This is a genomic window from Streptomyces sp. NPDC090442 (assembly GCF_044769405.1).
In the GTDB taxonomy this organism is placed as follows: Bacteria; Actinomycetota; Actinomycetes; order Streptomycetales; family Streptomycetaceae; genus Streptomyces.
Genome location: NZ_JBIVXW010000089.1, coordinates 1 through 13,685, shown reverse-complemented (window position 1 = coordinate 13,685; position 13,685 = coordinate 1). Strand labels below are relative to the sequence as shown.

Annotated in this window: 19 protein-coding genes and 1 pseudogene; 19 read left to right on the top strand and 1 reads right to left on the bottom strand. The window is 69.8% G+C overall.

Annotated features, from left to right (window positions below; genetic code table 11):
• Nucleotide 1: 1 nt before the first annotated feature.
• The 11 genes from ACIQU6_RS38855 (at nt 2) to ACIQU6_RS38805 (ending at nt 7,322) form a co-directional block, all read left to right on the top strand.
• On the top strand, nt 2–955 hold the full coding sequence (locus tag ACIQU6_RS38855) for a mucin-2 (protein WP_403486464.1): 954 nt from the start codon (nt 2–4) through the stop codon (nt 953–955).
• Nucleotides 952–1,647: a cell surface glycoprotein gene (locus ACIQU6_RS38850; RefSeq protein WP_403486463.1), complete on the top strand. Its 696-nt coding sequence runs from the start codon at nt 952–954 to the stop codon at nt 1,645–1,647. The genes ACIQU6_RS38855 and ACIQU6_RS38850 overlap by 4 nt, the downstream gene beginning before the upstream one ends.
• Complete coding sequence (locus ACIQU6_RS38845) at nt 1,644–1,844, top strand: hypothetical protein (protein ID WP_403486462.1); 201 nt, start codon at nt 1,644–1,646, stop codon at nt 1,842–1,844. Before ACIQU6_RS38850 ends, ACIQU6_RS38845 begins: the two co-directional genes overlap by 4 nt.
• Nucleotides 1,845–1,919: 75 nt before the next feature.
• Entirely contained in the window at nt 1,920–2,429 is a 510-nt protein-coding gene (locus tag ACIQU6_RS38840; RefSeq protein WP_403486461.1) for an HNH endonuclease signature motif containing protein, read from the top strand.
• Between the two features lie 2 nt (nt 2,430–2,431).
• Nucleotides 2,432–2,908: a single-stranded DNA-binding protein gene (ssb, locus tag ACIQU6_RS38835; protein WP_403486460.1), complete on the top strand. Its 477-nt coding sequence runs from the start codon at nt 2,432–2,434 to the stop codon at nt 2,906–2,908.
• A 76-nt stretch (nt 2,909–2,984) separates the two neighbouring features.
• Nucleotides 2,985–3,344 (top strand): hypothetical protein, encoded by a 360-nt coding sequence (locus ACIQU6_RS38830; RefSeq protein ID WP_403486459.1) that lies wholly within the window; start codon nt 2,985–2,987, stop codon nt 3,342–3,344.
• An 81-nt stretch (nt 3,345–3,425) separates the two neighbouring features.
• Nucleotides 3,426–3,827: a hypothetical protein gene (locus tag ACIQU6_RS38825; protein WP_403486458.1), complete on the top strand. Its 402-nt coding sequence runs from the start codon at nt 3,426–3,428 to the stop codon at nt 3,825–3,827.
• A complete protein-coding gene (locus ACIQU6_RS38820; RefSeq protein ID WP_403486457.1) occupies nt 3,824–4,087 on the top strand; it encodes a hypothetical protein in 264 nt (87 codons plus the stop codon). Before ACIQU6_RS38825 ends, ACIQU6_RS38820 begins: the two co-directional genes overlap by 4 nt.
• A gap of 16 nt (nt 4,088–4,103) precedes the next feature.
• On the top strand, nt 4,104–4,931 hold the full coding sequence (locus ACIQU6_RS38815) for a hypothetical protein (protein WP_403486456.1): 828 nt from the start codon (nt 4,104–4,106) through the stop codon (nt 4,929–4,931).
• A 179-nt stretch (nt 4,932–5,110) separates the two neighbouring features.
• Nucleotides 5,111–6,619: a hypothetical protein gene (locus tag ACIQU6_RS38810; RefSeq protein WP_403486455.1), complete on the top strand. Its 1,509-nt coding sequence runs from the start codon at nt 5,111–5,113 to the stop codon at nt 6,617–6,619.
• Nucleotides 6,620–6,680: 61 nt separating this feature from the next.
• On the top strand, nt 6,681–7,322 hold the full coding sequence (locus tag ACIQU6_RS38805; protein WP_403486454.1) for a hypothetical protein: 642 nt from the start codon (nt 6,681–6,683) through the stop codon (nt 7,320–7,322).
• A 268-nt stretch (nt 7,323–7,590) separates the two neighbouring features.
• Here the strand turns inward: ACIQU6_RS38805 and ACIQU6_RS38800 are convergent, their stop codons facing one another.
• Nucleotides 7,591–7,917 carry a DUF2511 domain-containing protein gene (locus ACIQU6_RS38800; RefSeq protein ID WP_403486453.1) on the bottom strand — a complete coding sequence of 109 codons (327 nt, stop codon included), beginning with the start codon at nt 7,915–7,917 and terminating at the stop codon, nt 7,591–7,593.
• A gap of 58 nt (nt 7,918–7,975) precedes the next feature.
• Between ACIQU6_RS38800 and ACIQU6_RS38795 the strand changes: the two genes are divergently transcribed.
• From ACIQU6_RS38795 to ACIQU6_RS38760, 8 genes and pseudogenes are all read left to right on the top strand, one after another.
• Nucleotides 7,976–8,482, top strand: coding sequence for a helix-turn-helix domain-containing protein (locus ACIQU6_RS38795; RefSeq protein ID WP_403486487.1), 507 nt, complete (start codon nt 7,976–7,978; stop codon nt 8,480–8,482).
• Between the two features lie 4 nt (nt 8,483–8,486).
• Nucleotides 8,487–9,149, top strand: a pseudogene (locus ACIQU6_RS38790) (terminase large subunit domain-containing protein); the annotation flags it as partial.
• Between the two features lie 194 nt (nt 9,150–9,343).
• Nucleotides 9,344–9,601, top strand: coding sequence for a hypothetical protein (locus ACIQU6_RS38785; protein ID WP_403486488.1), 258 nt, complete (start codon nt 9,344–9,346; stop codon nt 9,599–9,601).
• Entirely contained in the window at nt 9,598–11,373 is a 1,776-nt protein-coding gene (locus tag ACIQU6_RS38780; RefSeq protein ID WP_403486452.1) for a recombinase family protein, read from the top strand. Before ACIQU6_RS38785 ends, ACIQU6_RS38780 begins: the two co-directional genes overlap by 4 nt.
• Before the next feature lie 93 nt (nt 11,374–11,466).
• Nucleotides 11,467–11,640: a hypothetical protein gene (locus ACIQU6_RS38775; protein WP_403486451.1), complete on the top strand. Its 174-nt coding sequence runs from the start codon at nt 11,467–11,469 to the stop codon at nt 11,638–11,640.
• Nucleotides 11,637–11,864, top strand: coding sequence for a hypothetical protein (locus ACIQU6_RS38770; RefSeq protein WP_403486450.1), 228 nt, complete (start codon nt 11,637–11,639; stop codon nt 11,862–11,864). Before ACIQU6_RS38775 ends, ACIQU6_RS38770 begins: the two co-directional genes overlap by 4 nt.
• On the top strand, nt 11,861–12,445 hold the full coding sequence (locus tag ACIQU6_RS38765) for a hypothetical protein (protein ID WP_403486449.1): 585 nt from the start codon (nt 11,861–11,863) through the stop codon (nt 12,443–12,445). The genes ACIQU6_RS38770 and ACIQU6_RS38765 overlap by 4 nt, the downstream gene beginning before the upstream one ends.
• The coding region (locus tag ACIQU6_RS38760; RefSeq protein WP_403486448.1) for a phage/plasmid primase, P4 family at nt 12,394–13,685 on the top strand (1,292 nt) is incomplete at its 3' end. The genes ACIQU6_RS38765 and ACIQU6_RS38760, both read left to right, overlap by 52 nt.

Sequence of the window (13,685 nt, the reverse complement as noted above, 5' to 3'; positions counted from 1 at the left end):
CGTGACCTGGTTCAAGGTTGACGATACGTTCTACGGCCACCCCAAGACGCTGAAGGCTGGTAACGCCGCTGTTGGGCTGTGGGTCAAGGCCGGTACGTACGCCGCCCAGCACTTGACGGAGGGAATCGTGCCGGGTGTTGTCGCCCAGCTCTACGGCACCGCACCCCAGGCCCGAAAGCTGGTCGCTGCTGGCCTGTGGCACGCGGCCGGCCACGACTGCACTCGATGCACGCAGCCGCCGGCCGGCGACTATGTGATGCACGACTACCTCGTTTACAACCCGACCCGCGCCAAGGTCGAGGACGCCCGCGCCGCCTCGGCAGAGCGGCAGCAACGGGCCCGCGAGAAGGCCGCCGAGAAGCGGAACCAGGAACGCAATCGCGCTGATTCGCGCGCCGATCGTCCGCGAATCGACGACGGTTCATCGACGGAAAATCGTGAATCGTCCGCGAATCAGATCGAGTTTCCGGACGACATCGCAGGTCAGGAGCGTGTGTCACACCGTGACGCCCCGGCCCCGTCACGGTCCCCCCGACCCGACCCGTCCCGTCCCCCTGTACCTCCTACGGAGGTACAGCAAGCTAGCTACGGCTCGACTCCCGCCGTGCCCGCGAACGTTGCTCCGTTGCGCGACGCGCTCACCGCGGCCGGCGTGGTTGTCGAGTGGTCCCTCGCCGAGGCCGAGTGGTTCCGGCTGGAGGCGATCGTGAAGCGCACCGCCGTTCCGGCCCTGGTCGACCACGCCCGCGAGCAGTGGCGCCACGCTCGTAGTCGGCCCCGCAGCGTCCGCTACTTCCTGCCCGGCTGGTCATCCCTCCCGCCCGTCCCTGCCGGGGCCCCAACCGCGCCCGGCGCCGACGTGATCCCCCTCGACGCCGCCCGCCCCGGCCGCGTGTCCCGCGCCGTCGACCTTTTCGCCGCCGCCCTCAACTCCCCCCAGGAGGACGCCCAATGACCCGTGAAGAAGTCGCTGCCCTGCTTGCCTACGCCGTGCGCCTCGACCCGCGCAGTGCGCCCGCCGACCAGGCCGCCGCCGGCGAAACGCTCAACCAGTGGGCCGACCTGCTCGCCGACGTGCCCCCCACCGCGCCGCACCCCGCCGGCCGCCATTGGGACGCCGCACAGGTCGTGCGCCACCACATCAAAACCAGCCCCTACCCGATCAAGCCGTCGGACGTGTCGCGCCCCTGGCACGACTTCCGACGCGACGTGGTCGACCGGCACCACGACCCCGTGCCAGCCGCAGACCCAGACGACCAGGCCGCCTACCGCGCCGCCCTGGTCGCCACCCGGCACGCCGTCGCCATCGGCGCCGCCCCGGCCGCCACGTTCCGCGAACTGACCGGCGGCACCCGCGCCGAGCGCGACCAGGCCGCCGCCGAACGTCTCGCCGCCCTCGGCGACTACGTGCCCCGGACCGTGCGCGACGCCCTCGCCACGTACCGGCCGCGCCGCGCCGAACGCGAACGCCTCGCCGTCGAGGGACTACCCGACCCGCTCGACGTGCAGTGCCCCTACCAGCAGTGCCGCGCCGAGGCCGGCAAGCCGTGCACCAACTACCGCAGGAACCCCCGCCCTAGCCCCCACCCCTCACGGATCGACCTCGCCACCGCCCACCACTACGCGCCCCAGGAGCCAGCAGCATGAACCAGGAACCGCCCGTCATCCCCGCGGCTGCCCTCGCCGTGGTGCGTGCCGCCGTCGAGACCGTCGCCACCAACTCACTGGCGAATACCGGTGCGTTGGCGTGTCAGATCGTCGACGAACTGGCCGCACAGGGATGGACAGTCACCCACGCCCCGTCGCCGGCAAATGCCACGCCAGCCCACTCCCACACCTGCTAATTTTCTGTCCAGACAGATTCCCTTTCTGTCTAGGTGGAACATTCGGAACGACCAGATCCCGACGGAGGTACATCCATGGACCGGCCCACAGTCAGCCGCTTCACCAACAAGGTGACCCCTACAGGCCCCTGGTCACTCCGTCGGCACTGCCCCGGCCCTTGCCACCTGTGGACCGGCGCCACCAACAACAAGGGCTACGGCGCCTTTTGGGCCAACGGCCGCACCACCAAGGCCCACCGCTACGCCTACGAGCAGCACATCGGCCCCATACCAACCGGCCTGGAGATCGACCACCGGTGCAACCGCCGCGAGTGCGTCAACCCCGCCCACCTCGAAGCAGTGACACACCGCATCAACATCCTGCGCAGCTCCAACCACGTCGCCCGCCGCGCCGCCGTCACGCACTGCCCCGCCGGCCACCCCTACGACCAGGCCAACACCTACCGCGCCCCCAACGGCAGCAGGAAATGCCGTACTTGCAAGCGAAACCAGCAACGCGCCGCCCGCGCCGCCAAGCGCGAGGCGCCCCTCGCCACCGTTACTCCAATCCGACCCACCATCCCCACCATCGAAAGGGCTGCATAGCCATGAGTGGCGAGACCACCATCAACATGACCGGCAACGTCGTCGCCGACCCCGAACTCAAGGCCACACCGTCCGGCGTCTCCGTCTGCAACTTCCGTATAGCCAACACCCCCCGTCGCTACGACAAGCAGGCCGGCGCATGGGTCGACGGCGAGCCGCTGTTCCTCGCCGTCACCGTCTGGCGCCAACAGGCCGAGAACGTCGCCCAGTCCATCACCCGCGGCATGCGCGTCATCGTGGCCGGCCAACTCACCCAACGCCAGTACGAGGACCGCGACGGCAAGACCCGCTCCTCCTACGAGATCCAGGCCGACGAGGTCGCCCCGTCTCTGCTCCGGGCAACCGCCGTCGTCACCAAGGCCAGCAGCAGCGCCAGCGGAGCCCAGCAGCGACCCCAACAGGCCCAGGGATACGGCTACAACCAGCCCCAGAGCGACCCATGGGCGACCCAGACATTCAGCGACCAGCCGCAGTTCTAAGACCACCGCGCGACCGGTCGCAGGCCGGCCCGCGCGCGGGAACTCCCACCAGCCAACCACCCCGAACGGACACGCCATGACCGAGACCACCACATTCGCCCCCGTCACTCCGGCCGCCGAGGCGCCGTCGCTTGCCGAGATCATCAGCGCCAACGTCCGTGTGTTGCGCCGGCGCCGCCGCTGGACTCAGACCGAAACGGGCCAACGCTGGGGCGAGATCACCGGTCGGCCGATCAAGGCAGGAACGTGGTGCATCGCCGAACGCCCCAGGGGCCGCGCGTGGACCGCCAACGACATTGCCACCGCCGCCCGTTTGTTTGAGGTCCCGCCGGCCGCCCTGCTCACTCCGCTTGCCATCTGCGCCCACTGCGGCGACCGGCCGCCCGCCGGATTCGCGTGCCCGGCCTGCGGCGTCGAATGCCCGCGCAAGGAGTAGCACCGCCGCGGCAAAGACCCCGCCCAAGGGGCGCGGTATTCACGTGAATACCGCGCCCCCTCAACTGACCCAGGAGCAACCATGACCAGCATCCCCACTACGCCCCGCCCGGCCAGCCTCGACGCCCTGCTCGACCACACCGCCGCCCTTGACACCGAGCAGCGACCGGATACCGATTGGGTCGACGATGTGCGCGCCGTCCTCGCGTTCAACGCATCCGAGGCCGACACCGCCCTCGCGACGCTGCGCGACGTACTGCTCGACGATGCCCCGCGCACCCCCGCACAGGCCCTCGCCGCCGCCTACGTCCTGCTCGCCGCCCACAGTCGCGACCTTGCCGCACTCGCCGAGCAGCACGCCGACGACTACCGCGCCGAGCGCGGCGTCACGCGCAGCACCCGCGGCCTGATCACCGGCATGCGGGACGTGCGTCGGATGCTCGACCAGCACGCCGACCGCCTCGACAAGCAGGTACAGCGATGAGCCGCCGCACCGACCGCGCCCACCGCGGCGCCGAGCGCACCGCGCGCCGCGACTCCCTGCTCGTACTGCTCGCCCGCGCGCAGCGGGGCGTCGTGCTCACCGCGGCCGAGGCCGCCCTACTGCGCGCCCACGTCGAGGCCGAGGTCGCCGACGCCGACCGGTACCGGCGCGAGGCCGGCGGGCAACAGGTCGCCATACGCCGGGCACAGCAACGCGTCGCCGAGTTGGAAGCCGAGCGCGACGCCGCCAACACGCACTGAGCACAGGAGCACCAGCATGCCGACCGCCCTCGACCACACCGCGCCGATCGCCCGGCGCGCCGCCGACGACCTCGCCGCCATTCGCGAGCAGTGGGGCGACCTGCTCGCCGCCATCGGCCGCCGGCCGGCCAACGAGTGGCCGCCGCGCGAGGCCCGCGGGTTTCTCGACCAACTCGCCGCCGACAATCGGTGCGAGGACGACGCCATACCCGCCGAACCCGTCGTCGGCCGGCTCCCCTTGGTATTGCGCGAGCACCCCGCCCCGCTCAACCTCGACGCCCTCGACACCGCCCTCGATGTCGAGCGGGCCCTATTCGACCTCGCCGACCAGGTCGCCGAGCGGGTACAGCGCCCTATCCGGTCCACCACCAACGCCCACGGCCGCGCCACCACCGACCAGGCCGACGCCGCCCACCCGTACCGATGGCACTACCAGGCCGCCACATCCCCCGGCAGTCGACGCTTCGGCCTGCACTGGGCCGCCGTGTGGATCGAGGGGCGCGCCCTCAACGAGCGGCGCGACGACCTGTTCGAGTCGACGCCCCCGCGGCTGCTCGACGAGATCGCCCACACCACGCGCCAGGCCCGCCGAGCCGTCGAGCACACCCTCGACCGCGACGGACGAACGACCACCCTCGACGACCCGTGCCCCTGGTGCGGAGGGACGCTCACCATGCACACCTTTCCGGGAGACCCCGAGGACGCGTTCGGTACCTGCTCGACCGGCGAGACGTGCGGCGCCCCGGTCGACTTCGACGGCCGGCACCGGCGGATATGGCGGGGCCCCGACCTGGCCGGCCTGTGGGGCGCCCTCGACGGACACCGACGGAGCGCCGCCGCCTAGCAGGACCAGACCAATAGCCGGAGCGGGTACCGCAGTTGAGCGGTGCCCGCTTTTGTAATCTGACTTGTCAACCCACTTGTGTAGCAACTTCACAAGTGGCTATAGTGGGGGCCACGCCGGACCTCACCCGGCAAGCCGGACCTCACCCGGCACCCACCAACCCAAGGGAGCAACCCCCGATGAACGAGCGGATCTGGGCCACCACCAACACCGGCGCCATCTGGCACGCCTTCACCGAGGACGGTGAGGGACCGGCCCTGTGCCACAGCCGCATCTATGCGCGCACGTTCGCCCGCATGAACGACGACTTCCGCACCCTCAAGGGCGCAGAATCGCCCCTGACCAACCAGTGCGAGCGCTGCGTCGCAAAGTTCAAGGCCCTGGCCGCCGAGGCGACCCCCGCCCCCGTCCCCGCCCCGGCCACCGAGGACACCGCCGACGGTCCGACCCTCGCCGAGCGCGCCGGCGTCCGCTACGCCACCGTCGGCAAGGGCAAGCGCGTGCACTTCTCCCCCAACGACGACACACTGTGCGGCCGGGTGATCACCGAGTACATCAGCGGCTCCGACCTGCTCGCCCTGCTCAACAAGGGACACGAACTGTGCGCCCGCTGCACCACCGTTGCCGAGCAGCGCGCAAACTCCCGCGCCCTCGCCGCCGCTTCGCCCCTGGCCGCCGCCGCGGTCGACCTCGCCGAGACCGTCGAGCAGGCCGCGCCCCCGGCCGGCGAGTCGGCACCGGCCCCCCGCTTCCTGGTCGACCCGTGGACGTGGATTCGGCGCCCGTCGAGCAGCGACGCCGCCAAGGCCGCCGAGGAGCGCGCCGAGCGTCGCCAGCAGCTCGCCGACGCCCGCGGGGCGAACGCCCACGAACTCGCCGTCGACGCCGTCCGTCGCGTCGTCCACGAGTTGCCCCAGGCCGGCGCCCTTCGCGTCCGCGTCACCGAGGGCAGCCCCGAGGCGACCCTCACCCGCGACGACCTGCACGCCCTCGCCTACAGCGGACACACCACCGCCGACGCCGTCACCCGCGTCCGCGCCGCCGTCGCCGCCCACATCCGCCATGGGGAACGCGAGGTGCACCTGATGTTCCCCGCCCTCGGCATGCGCCCCGCCCTGTACCTCCCCGACGTCATGGCCCTGTTGCGTCACTGGGAGATCACTCAAGCCGAGGCCGCCGAGGGCACATGGCGGGGCGCGTGGATCGGCGAGCAGCCGACCGACGGCGCCCTGTTCAACATCGAGCAACCGGTCGAACAAGGCGCCCTGTTCAGCGACCGCGCCACGGACGCCACTCATCCCCCGGAGCGGCGCGTAATCGAGGGGCGCGTCGTCGCCCATAACGGCAAGACCAAGGGGACCGCGCCGGAGCACTCAACCGACCCCGACGCCCTCGCCGCCGTCGCCGCCGTCGGCGAGCTGCGCCTCGCTGAGGTCACCGACCACACCGACATCACCGCCCAGCCCGACAGCCCTGACCACACGCCGGACGCGTGGGGCTTCCTCGCCGAGCCCCGCGGAAACGGTCGCGTCGCCCTCTACTGGCTGTCGGCCGGCCAATACGTCCGCCCCGACGGTGAACCGTGGGTCGTTGAGCTGAAGATCGGCGCAGACAAGCTGCGCAAGGCCGGATGGACAATCGAGCCGCACACCCGCCGATGCGTTATGGCGTGGCGCCCCATCAAGTAAGCAACCGGCCGGCCCGCCCTCGACGGAGGGCGGGCCCGACCACACCGACAGGAGCAGCACCATGCCCACCAACGACGAGCCGCAGGCGTTCGAGGAGCAGCAAGCCGAATTGCAGCGCGCCCTTAGCGATTACGGCTTCAAGGCTCGGCCGCCCATCAGCCCCCGGCAGACACGCGCCGCCCTTGATGCCCTGCTCGACGGTCGACCGCAACTCGCCGCCCTCGCCCTCAACCTGCTATCAGCCGTCGTCGAGTCCGGAACCGTGGTCACCGACGGTCGCACCTGGGCATCCCAAGACATCGCGTCCACCGTCCGCAAAGGACGCCGCGCCCAAATGCTCGACGAACGCGACCAGATGATCACCGAGCGGTTCCCAGTCGCGCAGCAGCCGGCAGCACACGTTCTTGCCCAACTCGCCGAAAACCGCGCCATCGGAGAGAAGGCAAAGAAGTCCATGCCATTCATGATCCGTCAGGCTGCTGCCGATGGCATGGAAGCACCCGACATCGCAGACCTCCTTGGTGTGACGACGTCGCATGTGTACGCAGTCCTGCGCAAGGAGCGTGAGGAGCCGACGCCCGCCAGCCAGGCCGCCACCAAGATGGTTCTCGACATCATGGCCGAGTACGAAGAGGAAACGAACGCCGCGCGGCGCCGTAAGGCCGCAGAGCACGGCGTCGAGCCGGACCCCGAAGACTCATGAGCAGTGCGGGCCCGTGCGCAGCGACCTCACCGCCGGACGGGCCCGACTAACCGTGCGGGAGCAACCCCCACACGACCACCACCAAGCCTACGTGGCGCGCACTGGATGACCGGTCACGGGTGAGACTGTGCGCTCGCGCGCGAGGCCAAGTAAGCCGCTTGCATCGTTATCGTCTCGTGACCTAAAGTTGGAGCCGTCTCCGGCGTGCCCGGAAATAAGCTCAACTCGACGCCCCGCTGCCATCCCCCGTGCAGCGGGGCGTCGTCCGTCAGCGGCAGAGCTTCTGTCCGCGCTCCAGCAGCTTGGTTACCGGGACCTTGGTCCCCGGAATCTTCGCGTTGTCCTTCCAAATCGGCCCGAGATCCGCGTACTTGGCCTTCGCCGTGCCATTGAGCGCGTACTCGGTTCCGCCAGCCGCGATCGTGACAGCCCCACCGTCATGACACTGCAACGTGCCCTTGTCGACGGTTACCGGCCACGGCGTCACCTCCGCCGCCGACACCTCCTGACCAGACTGCGCGTCCGCGCTCCCGCCGCATCCGGCTATCAGGACCAGCCCGGACAGCGCAGCACCTACTAACGCAATGCGTCGCATGACGCCCCCTCTTGCTCGCTTTGGGTACGAACTACGCACACTATCGGGGGTGATCAACATGGGGCGCCCCATCGACGACCACGACCGCGAGCAGGTACGCCGCCTGCACGCCGCCGGGAAGGCCCGGAACGAGATCGCCCGGGAAATCGGCCGGTCGCCGTCGACCGTGTCGAAGATCGCCCGCGACCTCGACGTCACGTTCGACCGCGCCGGCGAGGTAGCCGTCGCCACCGAGGTACGCCGCGCCGATCTCGCATCGCGCCGCACCACTCTCGCGCTCACCCTGCAAGAGGACGCCGAGAAACTGCGCGCCCAACTGTGGGAGCCGTGCACATACGGCGAGTTCGCTGGCAAGGAGGGCGACTGGCACGAGACCCACCTCGACCGACCTCGGTTCGCCGATCAACGCCAGATCATCACTGCCACCGCAACCGCGATTCAGCAGTCACTCAAACTCGCCCCCGCCGAGGGCGGCGAGGGAGTCGAGCAGGTAAAGAGCATGCTCGGCGCCCTGGGCGAAGCACTGACACACGCGGCCGACGACGAGGGCGCCGACGGGGGGTGAGCCTGTGCTCGATCTTGACCGTCTGCCCCTGTCGCGCAAGCAGTTGCGCAGCATCGGACAGGCCACCCGGCGTATCAACCTTTGGCACGGCAGCGTCCGGAGTGGGAAGACCATCGCGAGCCTGCTTGCGTTCGCAATCGCCGCCGCCGAGGCAGGGCCGTCCGGCCTGATCATCATCTGTGGTCGGTCGCTCCAGACGATCGAGCGCAACTGTCTCGAACCCCTGCAAGACGCCGCCTTGTTCGGCCCTCTTGCTCGGCACGTCGTGCACACCCGCGGGGCGACCACGGCCGTCATCCTCGGCCGCACGGTCCACCTGATCGGCGCCGCCGACGCCCGCGCCGAGGGCCGGCTACGTGGCCTTACCGCGCAGCTTGCATATGTCGACGAGGCAACCCTGTTGCCCGAGGGGTTTTGGACGCAACTACTCGCCCGCCTGTCCGTCCCCGGGGCGCGCCTGTACGCGACCACCAACCCCGACAGCCCGCGGCACTGGTTGAAGGTTAGCTACCTCGACCGTGCCCACGAACTGAACTTCAGGGATTGGCACTTCAGGCTGTCCGACAACCCATCGTTGTCACGCGAGTACGTCGCCGCTCTCGGCGCCGAGTACGTCGGCCTGTGGCACCGCCGGATGATCGACGGCGCGTGGGTCGTTGCTGAAGGCGCGATCTACGACATGTGGGACGAGGGGCGGCACGTCGTCGCCGAACTCCCCGACATACGCCGGTATTGGTTGGGTTGCGACTACGGCACCTCCAACATTCCTTCGCAGCAACCCATTACGAAGCGGCCCCGCCCGGTGCGTCACCACCGGCACGGGGCCTTGATCCCCAACCCTGCTACGGAGGGCGAGGACCCATGCACAAGGCTATCGACCATGCGAGCGTGGACGGTGCGGAGCTGGCGATACCCACCGGCCCGATCGAGGCGGCGCCCTGGTCGGCACTGTCCGGGACCGAGGAATACCGCGCCGCGCTCGCCGAGGCGTTCGCCGGCGTCGAGCTGGGGGCGTACGACCGCCGCATCATCGACTGGCTTGCCGGTTGGGACTCCCCGACCGTCGCAACTCTCGCGTCCCTGGTGATCCGGGCGCGTAAGGCGGGGGGTGTCCGATGACCAGCGCCGCACTGCTTGAGCGAGCGACGGAAACCGCGCTGACCGCCGGGATCGTGGCCGATCGCCCGTTGCGTGCGGTGATCTACGCGCGGGTGTCGAGCGACCCCTACAACCGAGGCAAGTCCGTTACCGACCAGGTAACCGAGTGCAAGCGAGAGTGTGACAATCGCGGCTGGCCGGTCGTAAAAATCTTCCGGGACAACGACCGTTCCGCCTCGCGATACGCCACCAAGGAACGCACCGAATACGCAAAGCTCATTGAGTTCTTGGGCACGGGCGCGGCCGATGTGCTTGTCACCTGGGAGTCGTCTCGCGCGCAACGTGACCTTGAGGTGTACCTCAACCTGCGGAAGATCGCCGAGGGGAACGCCGTCCAGTGGTGCTACAAGGGCCGCTTGTACGACCTGTCGCGCACCGACGATCGGTTCACCACCGGCCTTGACGCCCTGCTCGACGAGCGGGAATCGGGCATCACCCGGGACCGCGTACTCCGGGGCAAGAAGTCCAGCGCCGCCAAGGGGCGCCCCAACGGCCGGATGCTCTACGGCTACGCACGCGAATACGACCCGCGTACCGGCGAGTTCGTGAAGTCGGTGATCCGGGAGGATCAGGCCGCCATCGTGCGCGAGGCGGTGCGCCGACTCGCCGCGGGTGAAGCCCTCGGGACACTGTGCCGGGAATTCAATCTGCGCGGGCTGCGCACCAACACCGGCGGCTCTTGGCGCAAGGACAACTTGCGCGCCATGGCCATCAATCCCGGGTACATCGGAAAGCGGGTGCGGCACGGTGTCGTCATCGGGGATGCCGAATGGCCCGCGATCCACCAGACACCCGAGGAACGGCAGGCGTTCTACACCTGTGTACGGCGGTTGACCGATCCAGCGCGGACGACGTGGCGCCCGGGGGGCCTTCGGCACCTGTCGAGCGGTATCGCCGTGTGCGGAGTCTGCGGCGGCAAGCTCTATGCCGCGCACTGGCCGAAGAAGCCCGGCAAGAGTGACCGCCGCATCGGCTACCAATGCCGGGGGACGGACACCCAAGTTGGGCAGTGTGTGGCGATCACCAAAGACATCCTCGACCAGCACCTGACGGCCTTGGTCATCGAGCGGTTGTCACGCCCGGACGCCGCCGAACTGCTCGCCGACGATGAACAGCAGGCGGAGCACATCGCCGCATTGCTCGCCGAGGCCGCCGAGAAGCGCGCCACCCTCGACGAGACCGCCGACCAGGTAGCCAACGGGAAAATGACCGTGACCATGGCCGCCCGGATCGAGGCGCAGTTGCTACCCGAGGTCGAAGCCCTCGAACGGCAAGCGGAGGAGGCCAGCACCGCGCCCGTGCTGCGGGGGCTCATCCGGTCCGATGTGGCCGACATCTGGCCGACGCTTCCTCTCACCCAGCAACGCGAGGTGATCAAGGCGCTCATGGATGTGACCATGCTGCCGCGGCTCACGGCGAAGGACCCCGCGTTTCAAGTCGGTATGGAGTCTCGAAAGGAACTCGGCCGACGGCTGCGCGCCATACGGCGCGCCTACGGGACGCGGGGAATGACGCATCGGCGACTCGCCGAACTCGCCGGCTGGTCCATCTACAAGTCGAGCAACGCCGAAAGCGCCCAAGGAAGAATCACCGCCGACGAGGTGCGTCTGTGGTGCCGTTTGTGTGCTGCGGAATCTGAGGCTGACGAACTGGCCGCCCTTGTTCCGCCCGAGACAACCAAGCGGCTGCGGTCCGGCGCCCGTATCCGGATCACCTGGAAGCACGACCTGTAGACCCGACCCCCACAACCACACACCTACGCCGAACGGCCACGAACCCCGCGGTTCGTGGCCGTTTCGCGTGCCCGGACGCAGGAGCACCACCTCATGAACGACACATCAACCGTGAATGACACGGGCCATGCCGACGACTACGCCGCCGAGATACGGGCGTTGGTCGACGCCGCGCCGCCGCTGAGTGTGCGGCAGCGCGAGCGGCTGCGCCTGGTCTTCCACGCCCGCCCCCGCGCCAAGACTGGCACCAGACGGGCAGCAGCATGAAGGGCTCCGCCATAGCCCCGGCGCGGCGCCGTGCGGCCGACCGCCTGCCCCCGCTCGCCTGCGGGCACCGTGACCCGCTGCTGTGCCTGGCCGCGCCGTCCGGCCCCAGCACCTACAGCCTCACGCCTGCCCAGCTCGCCGCCGAGGTGGCCCGGTGCCGGGTGCGGGGGTGGAGCGAGGCCGACCTCGCCGCCCGGTTCGACACCCCGCAGGCCGCCCCATGAGCGCCACACGGACCACGCAACGCTCTGCCACGTCCCCCAGTGCCCACCTCACCCCGGCGCCGCCCGAGACGACCGCGCACGACCCGGTATCGCTGTGGGCATCGGCACAGGTGACCGCGCTCAACGCCCCAGACGCTCCCGAGTACGGCAGTCCGGCATGGTGCGCGTTGCGCGCGAGCGACCCGCGCCGTTCGGTTGCGCTCATCACCGCCGCGGAGCAGTGGCGCCGCCACACCGCCCAAGAGGCGTGGCTCGACCATCTGCTGACCCACGATCCCGAGCAGTGGTTCGCGCATGTCACTGCCGGCGCCAACGACCACGCCCGCACCCTCGCGGGCAGCCTCGCCCGCCGGCCAACCCACGACGAACTCGCCGCCCGCCGCACCGTGCGCACCCCCGAACGCCCGGTCGTGGCTACCCCCGGCTGGCCGCCCGTCGCTATCCCCGGCCGGCCCGGCTGGTGGCGCCACGTGGGCCCGCGCGGCGAACAACTCGACCTCCCCCACAACCACCCCAAGGAGAAGGCCCGTTGTCCCCCGACATACTCGCCCAGCCGCTCGACCCGGCGATTCGGATGCTGATCACCTCGCCGCCGCCCGCCGACGCTCCCCCGCCCACGCCGTACGCCCCACTGCCCGGCCCGGAACGGCACCGTGGGCACCTGCGGATGGCCGAGAGGTTCCTCGCCGAGCACGCCGACCACCTACGCCACGTGCACGGGGTCGGCTGGTTCCGCTGGGACGGAGCACGCTGGGCCCCTGATGAGCAGCGCGCCGACATCGAGGCCGCCGTCACCACCGTCAAGACCGCCCTCGCCGACCTCAACCGCCTTACCGGCCAAGAACGCGACGCCCTCTACAAGGACGTACGACGCTCGGAATCCGCCACAGGGATCGAGGGCATGTTGCGTATCGCGTCCGCGCTGCCGCCGATCTCCACCCCGTCCAAGGCCCTGGACGCCGACCCGCACCTGTTCAACACCCCCACCGGCACCGTGAACCTGCGCACCGGCAGCGTGCAGCCCAACGACCGCGCCGACCTGATCACGAAAGTTGCCGGCGGGCACCTCGCCCAGGGCACGGATGCCGAATGGGCCGCATTCCTCGCCCGCATCCTCCCCGACGAGGAGGTACGCCATTTCGTTCAACGCCTGTTCGGATACGCCATGTTGGGCGAGGTCCGCGAGCACGTGATGCCGATCTTCACCGGCACCGGCGCCAACGGCAAAGGCACCCTCCGCGACGCCCTGATGTCCGCATTCGGCGACTACGCGATCGAGGTCGACCCGGCCATCCTCATGGAGTCCAAGCACGAGCGGCACGGCGCGTTCAAGATGAGGCTTCGCGGCGCCCGCCTGGCGTTCTGCTCCGAGACCGAGAAGGGCCGACGCTTCGCCGAAGCCACCATGAAACGACTCGTCGGCGGCGACCCGATCGAGGCCAACCTCATGCACAAGAACCCCATCACATTCGACCCCTCGCACACGCTGGTCATGCTGACCAACTTCCTACCCGCCGTCTCCGGCGACGACCCCGCCGCATGGCGCCGCATCCTCGTCGTGCCCTTCGACGTGACCATCCCCGAGGACGAACAGGACCCCGGATTGCCCGACCGGCTCAAGCGCGCGGCCCCCGCCATCCTCGCTTGGGTACACCAGGGTTGGCGCGACTACCAGGCCCAAGGCTTGAACCCTCCCGAGGCCGTACGCGTGCGCACCGCCGCCTACCAGGCCGCCAGTGATGTCCTGGCCCGGTTCCTCGACGAACGCGCCCTGATCACCCCCCACGGCGCCGTCAAGGCCCGGGACCTGTTCACCGCCTG

Excerpts from the sequence above, each read along its gene's own strand:
- ACIQU6_RS38850 (WP_403486463.1), top strand. The coding sequence starts at position 952 with ATGACCCGTGAAGAAGTCGCTGCCCTGCTTGCCTACGCCGTGCGCCTC.
- ACIQU6_RS38845 (WP_403486462.1), top strand. The coding sequence starts at position 1,644 with ATGAACCAGGAACCGCCCGTCATCCCCGCGGCTGCCCTCGCCGTGGTG.
- ACIQU6_RS38840 (WP_403486461.1), top strand. The coding sequence starts at position 1,920 with ATGGACCGGCCCACAGTCAGCCGCTTCACCAACAAGGTGACCCCTACA.
- ssb (WP_403486460.1), top strand. The coding sequence starts at position 2,432 with ATGAGTGGCGAGACCACCATCAACATGACCGGCAACGTCGTCGCCGAC.
- ACIQU6_RS38830 (WP_403486459.1), top strand. The coding sequence starts at position 2,985 with ATGACCGAGACCACCACATTCGCCCCCGTCACTCCGGCCGCCGAGGCG.
- ACIQU6_RS38825 (WP_403486458.1), top strand. The coding sequence starts at position 3,426 with ATGACCAGCATCCCCACTACGCCCCGCCCGGCCAGCCTCGACGCCCTG.
- ACIQU6_RS38820 (WP_403486457.1), top strand. The coding sequence starts at position 3,824 with ATGAGCCGCCGCACCGACCGCGCCCACCGCGGCGCCGAGCGCACCGCG.
- ACIQU6_RS38815 (WP_403486456.1), top strand. The coding sequence starts at position 4,104 with ATGCCGACCGCCCTCGACCACACCGCGCCGATCGCCCGGCGCGCCGCC.
- ACIQU6_RS38810 (WP_403486455.1), top strand. The coding sequence starts at position 5,111 with ATGAACGAGCGGATCTGGGCCACCACCAACACCGGCGCCATCTGGCAC.
- ACIQU6_RS38805 (WP_403486454.1), top strand. The coding sequence starts at position 6,681 with ATGCCCACCAACGACGAGCCGCAGGCGTTCGAGGAGCAGCAAGCCGAA.
- ACIQU6_RS38800 (WP_403486453.1), bottom strand. The coding sequence starts at position 7,917 with ATGCGACGCATTGCGTTAGTAGGTGCTGCGCTGTCCGGGCTGGTCCTG.
- ACIQU6_RS38795 (WP_403486487.1), top strand. The coding sequence starts at position 7,976 with ATGGGGCGCCCCATCGACGACCACGACCGCGAGCAGGTACGCCGCCTG.
- ACIQU6_RS38785 (WP_403486488.1), top strand. The coding sequence starts at position 9,344 with ATGCACAAGGCTATCGACCATGCGAGCGTGGACGGTGCGGAGCTGGCG.
- ACIQU6_RS38780 (WP_403486452.1), top strand. The coding sequence starts at position 9,598 with ATGACCAGCGCCGCACTGCTTGAGCGAGCGACGGAAACCGCGCTGACC.
- ACIQU6_RS38775 (WP_403486451.1), top strand. The coding sequence starts at position 11,467 with ATGAACGACACATCAACCGTGAATGACACGGGCCATGCCGACGACTAC.
- ACIQU6_RS38770 (WP_403486450.1), top strand. The coding sequence starts at position 11,637 with ATGAAGGGCTCCGCCATAGCCCCGGCGCGGCGCCGTGCGGCCGACCGC.
- ACIQU6_RS38765 (WP_403486449.1), top strand. The coding sequence starts at position 11,861 with ATGAGCGCCACACGGACCACGCAACGCTCTGCCACGTCCCCCAGTGCC.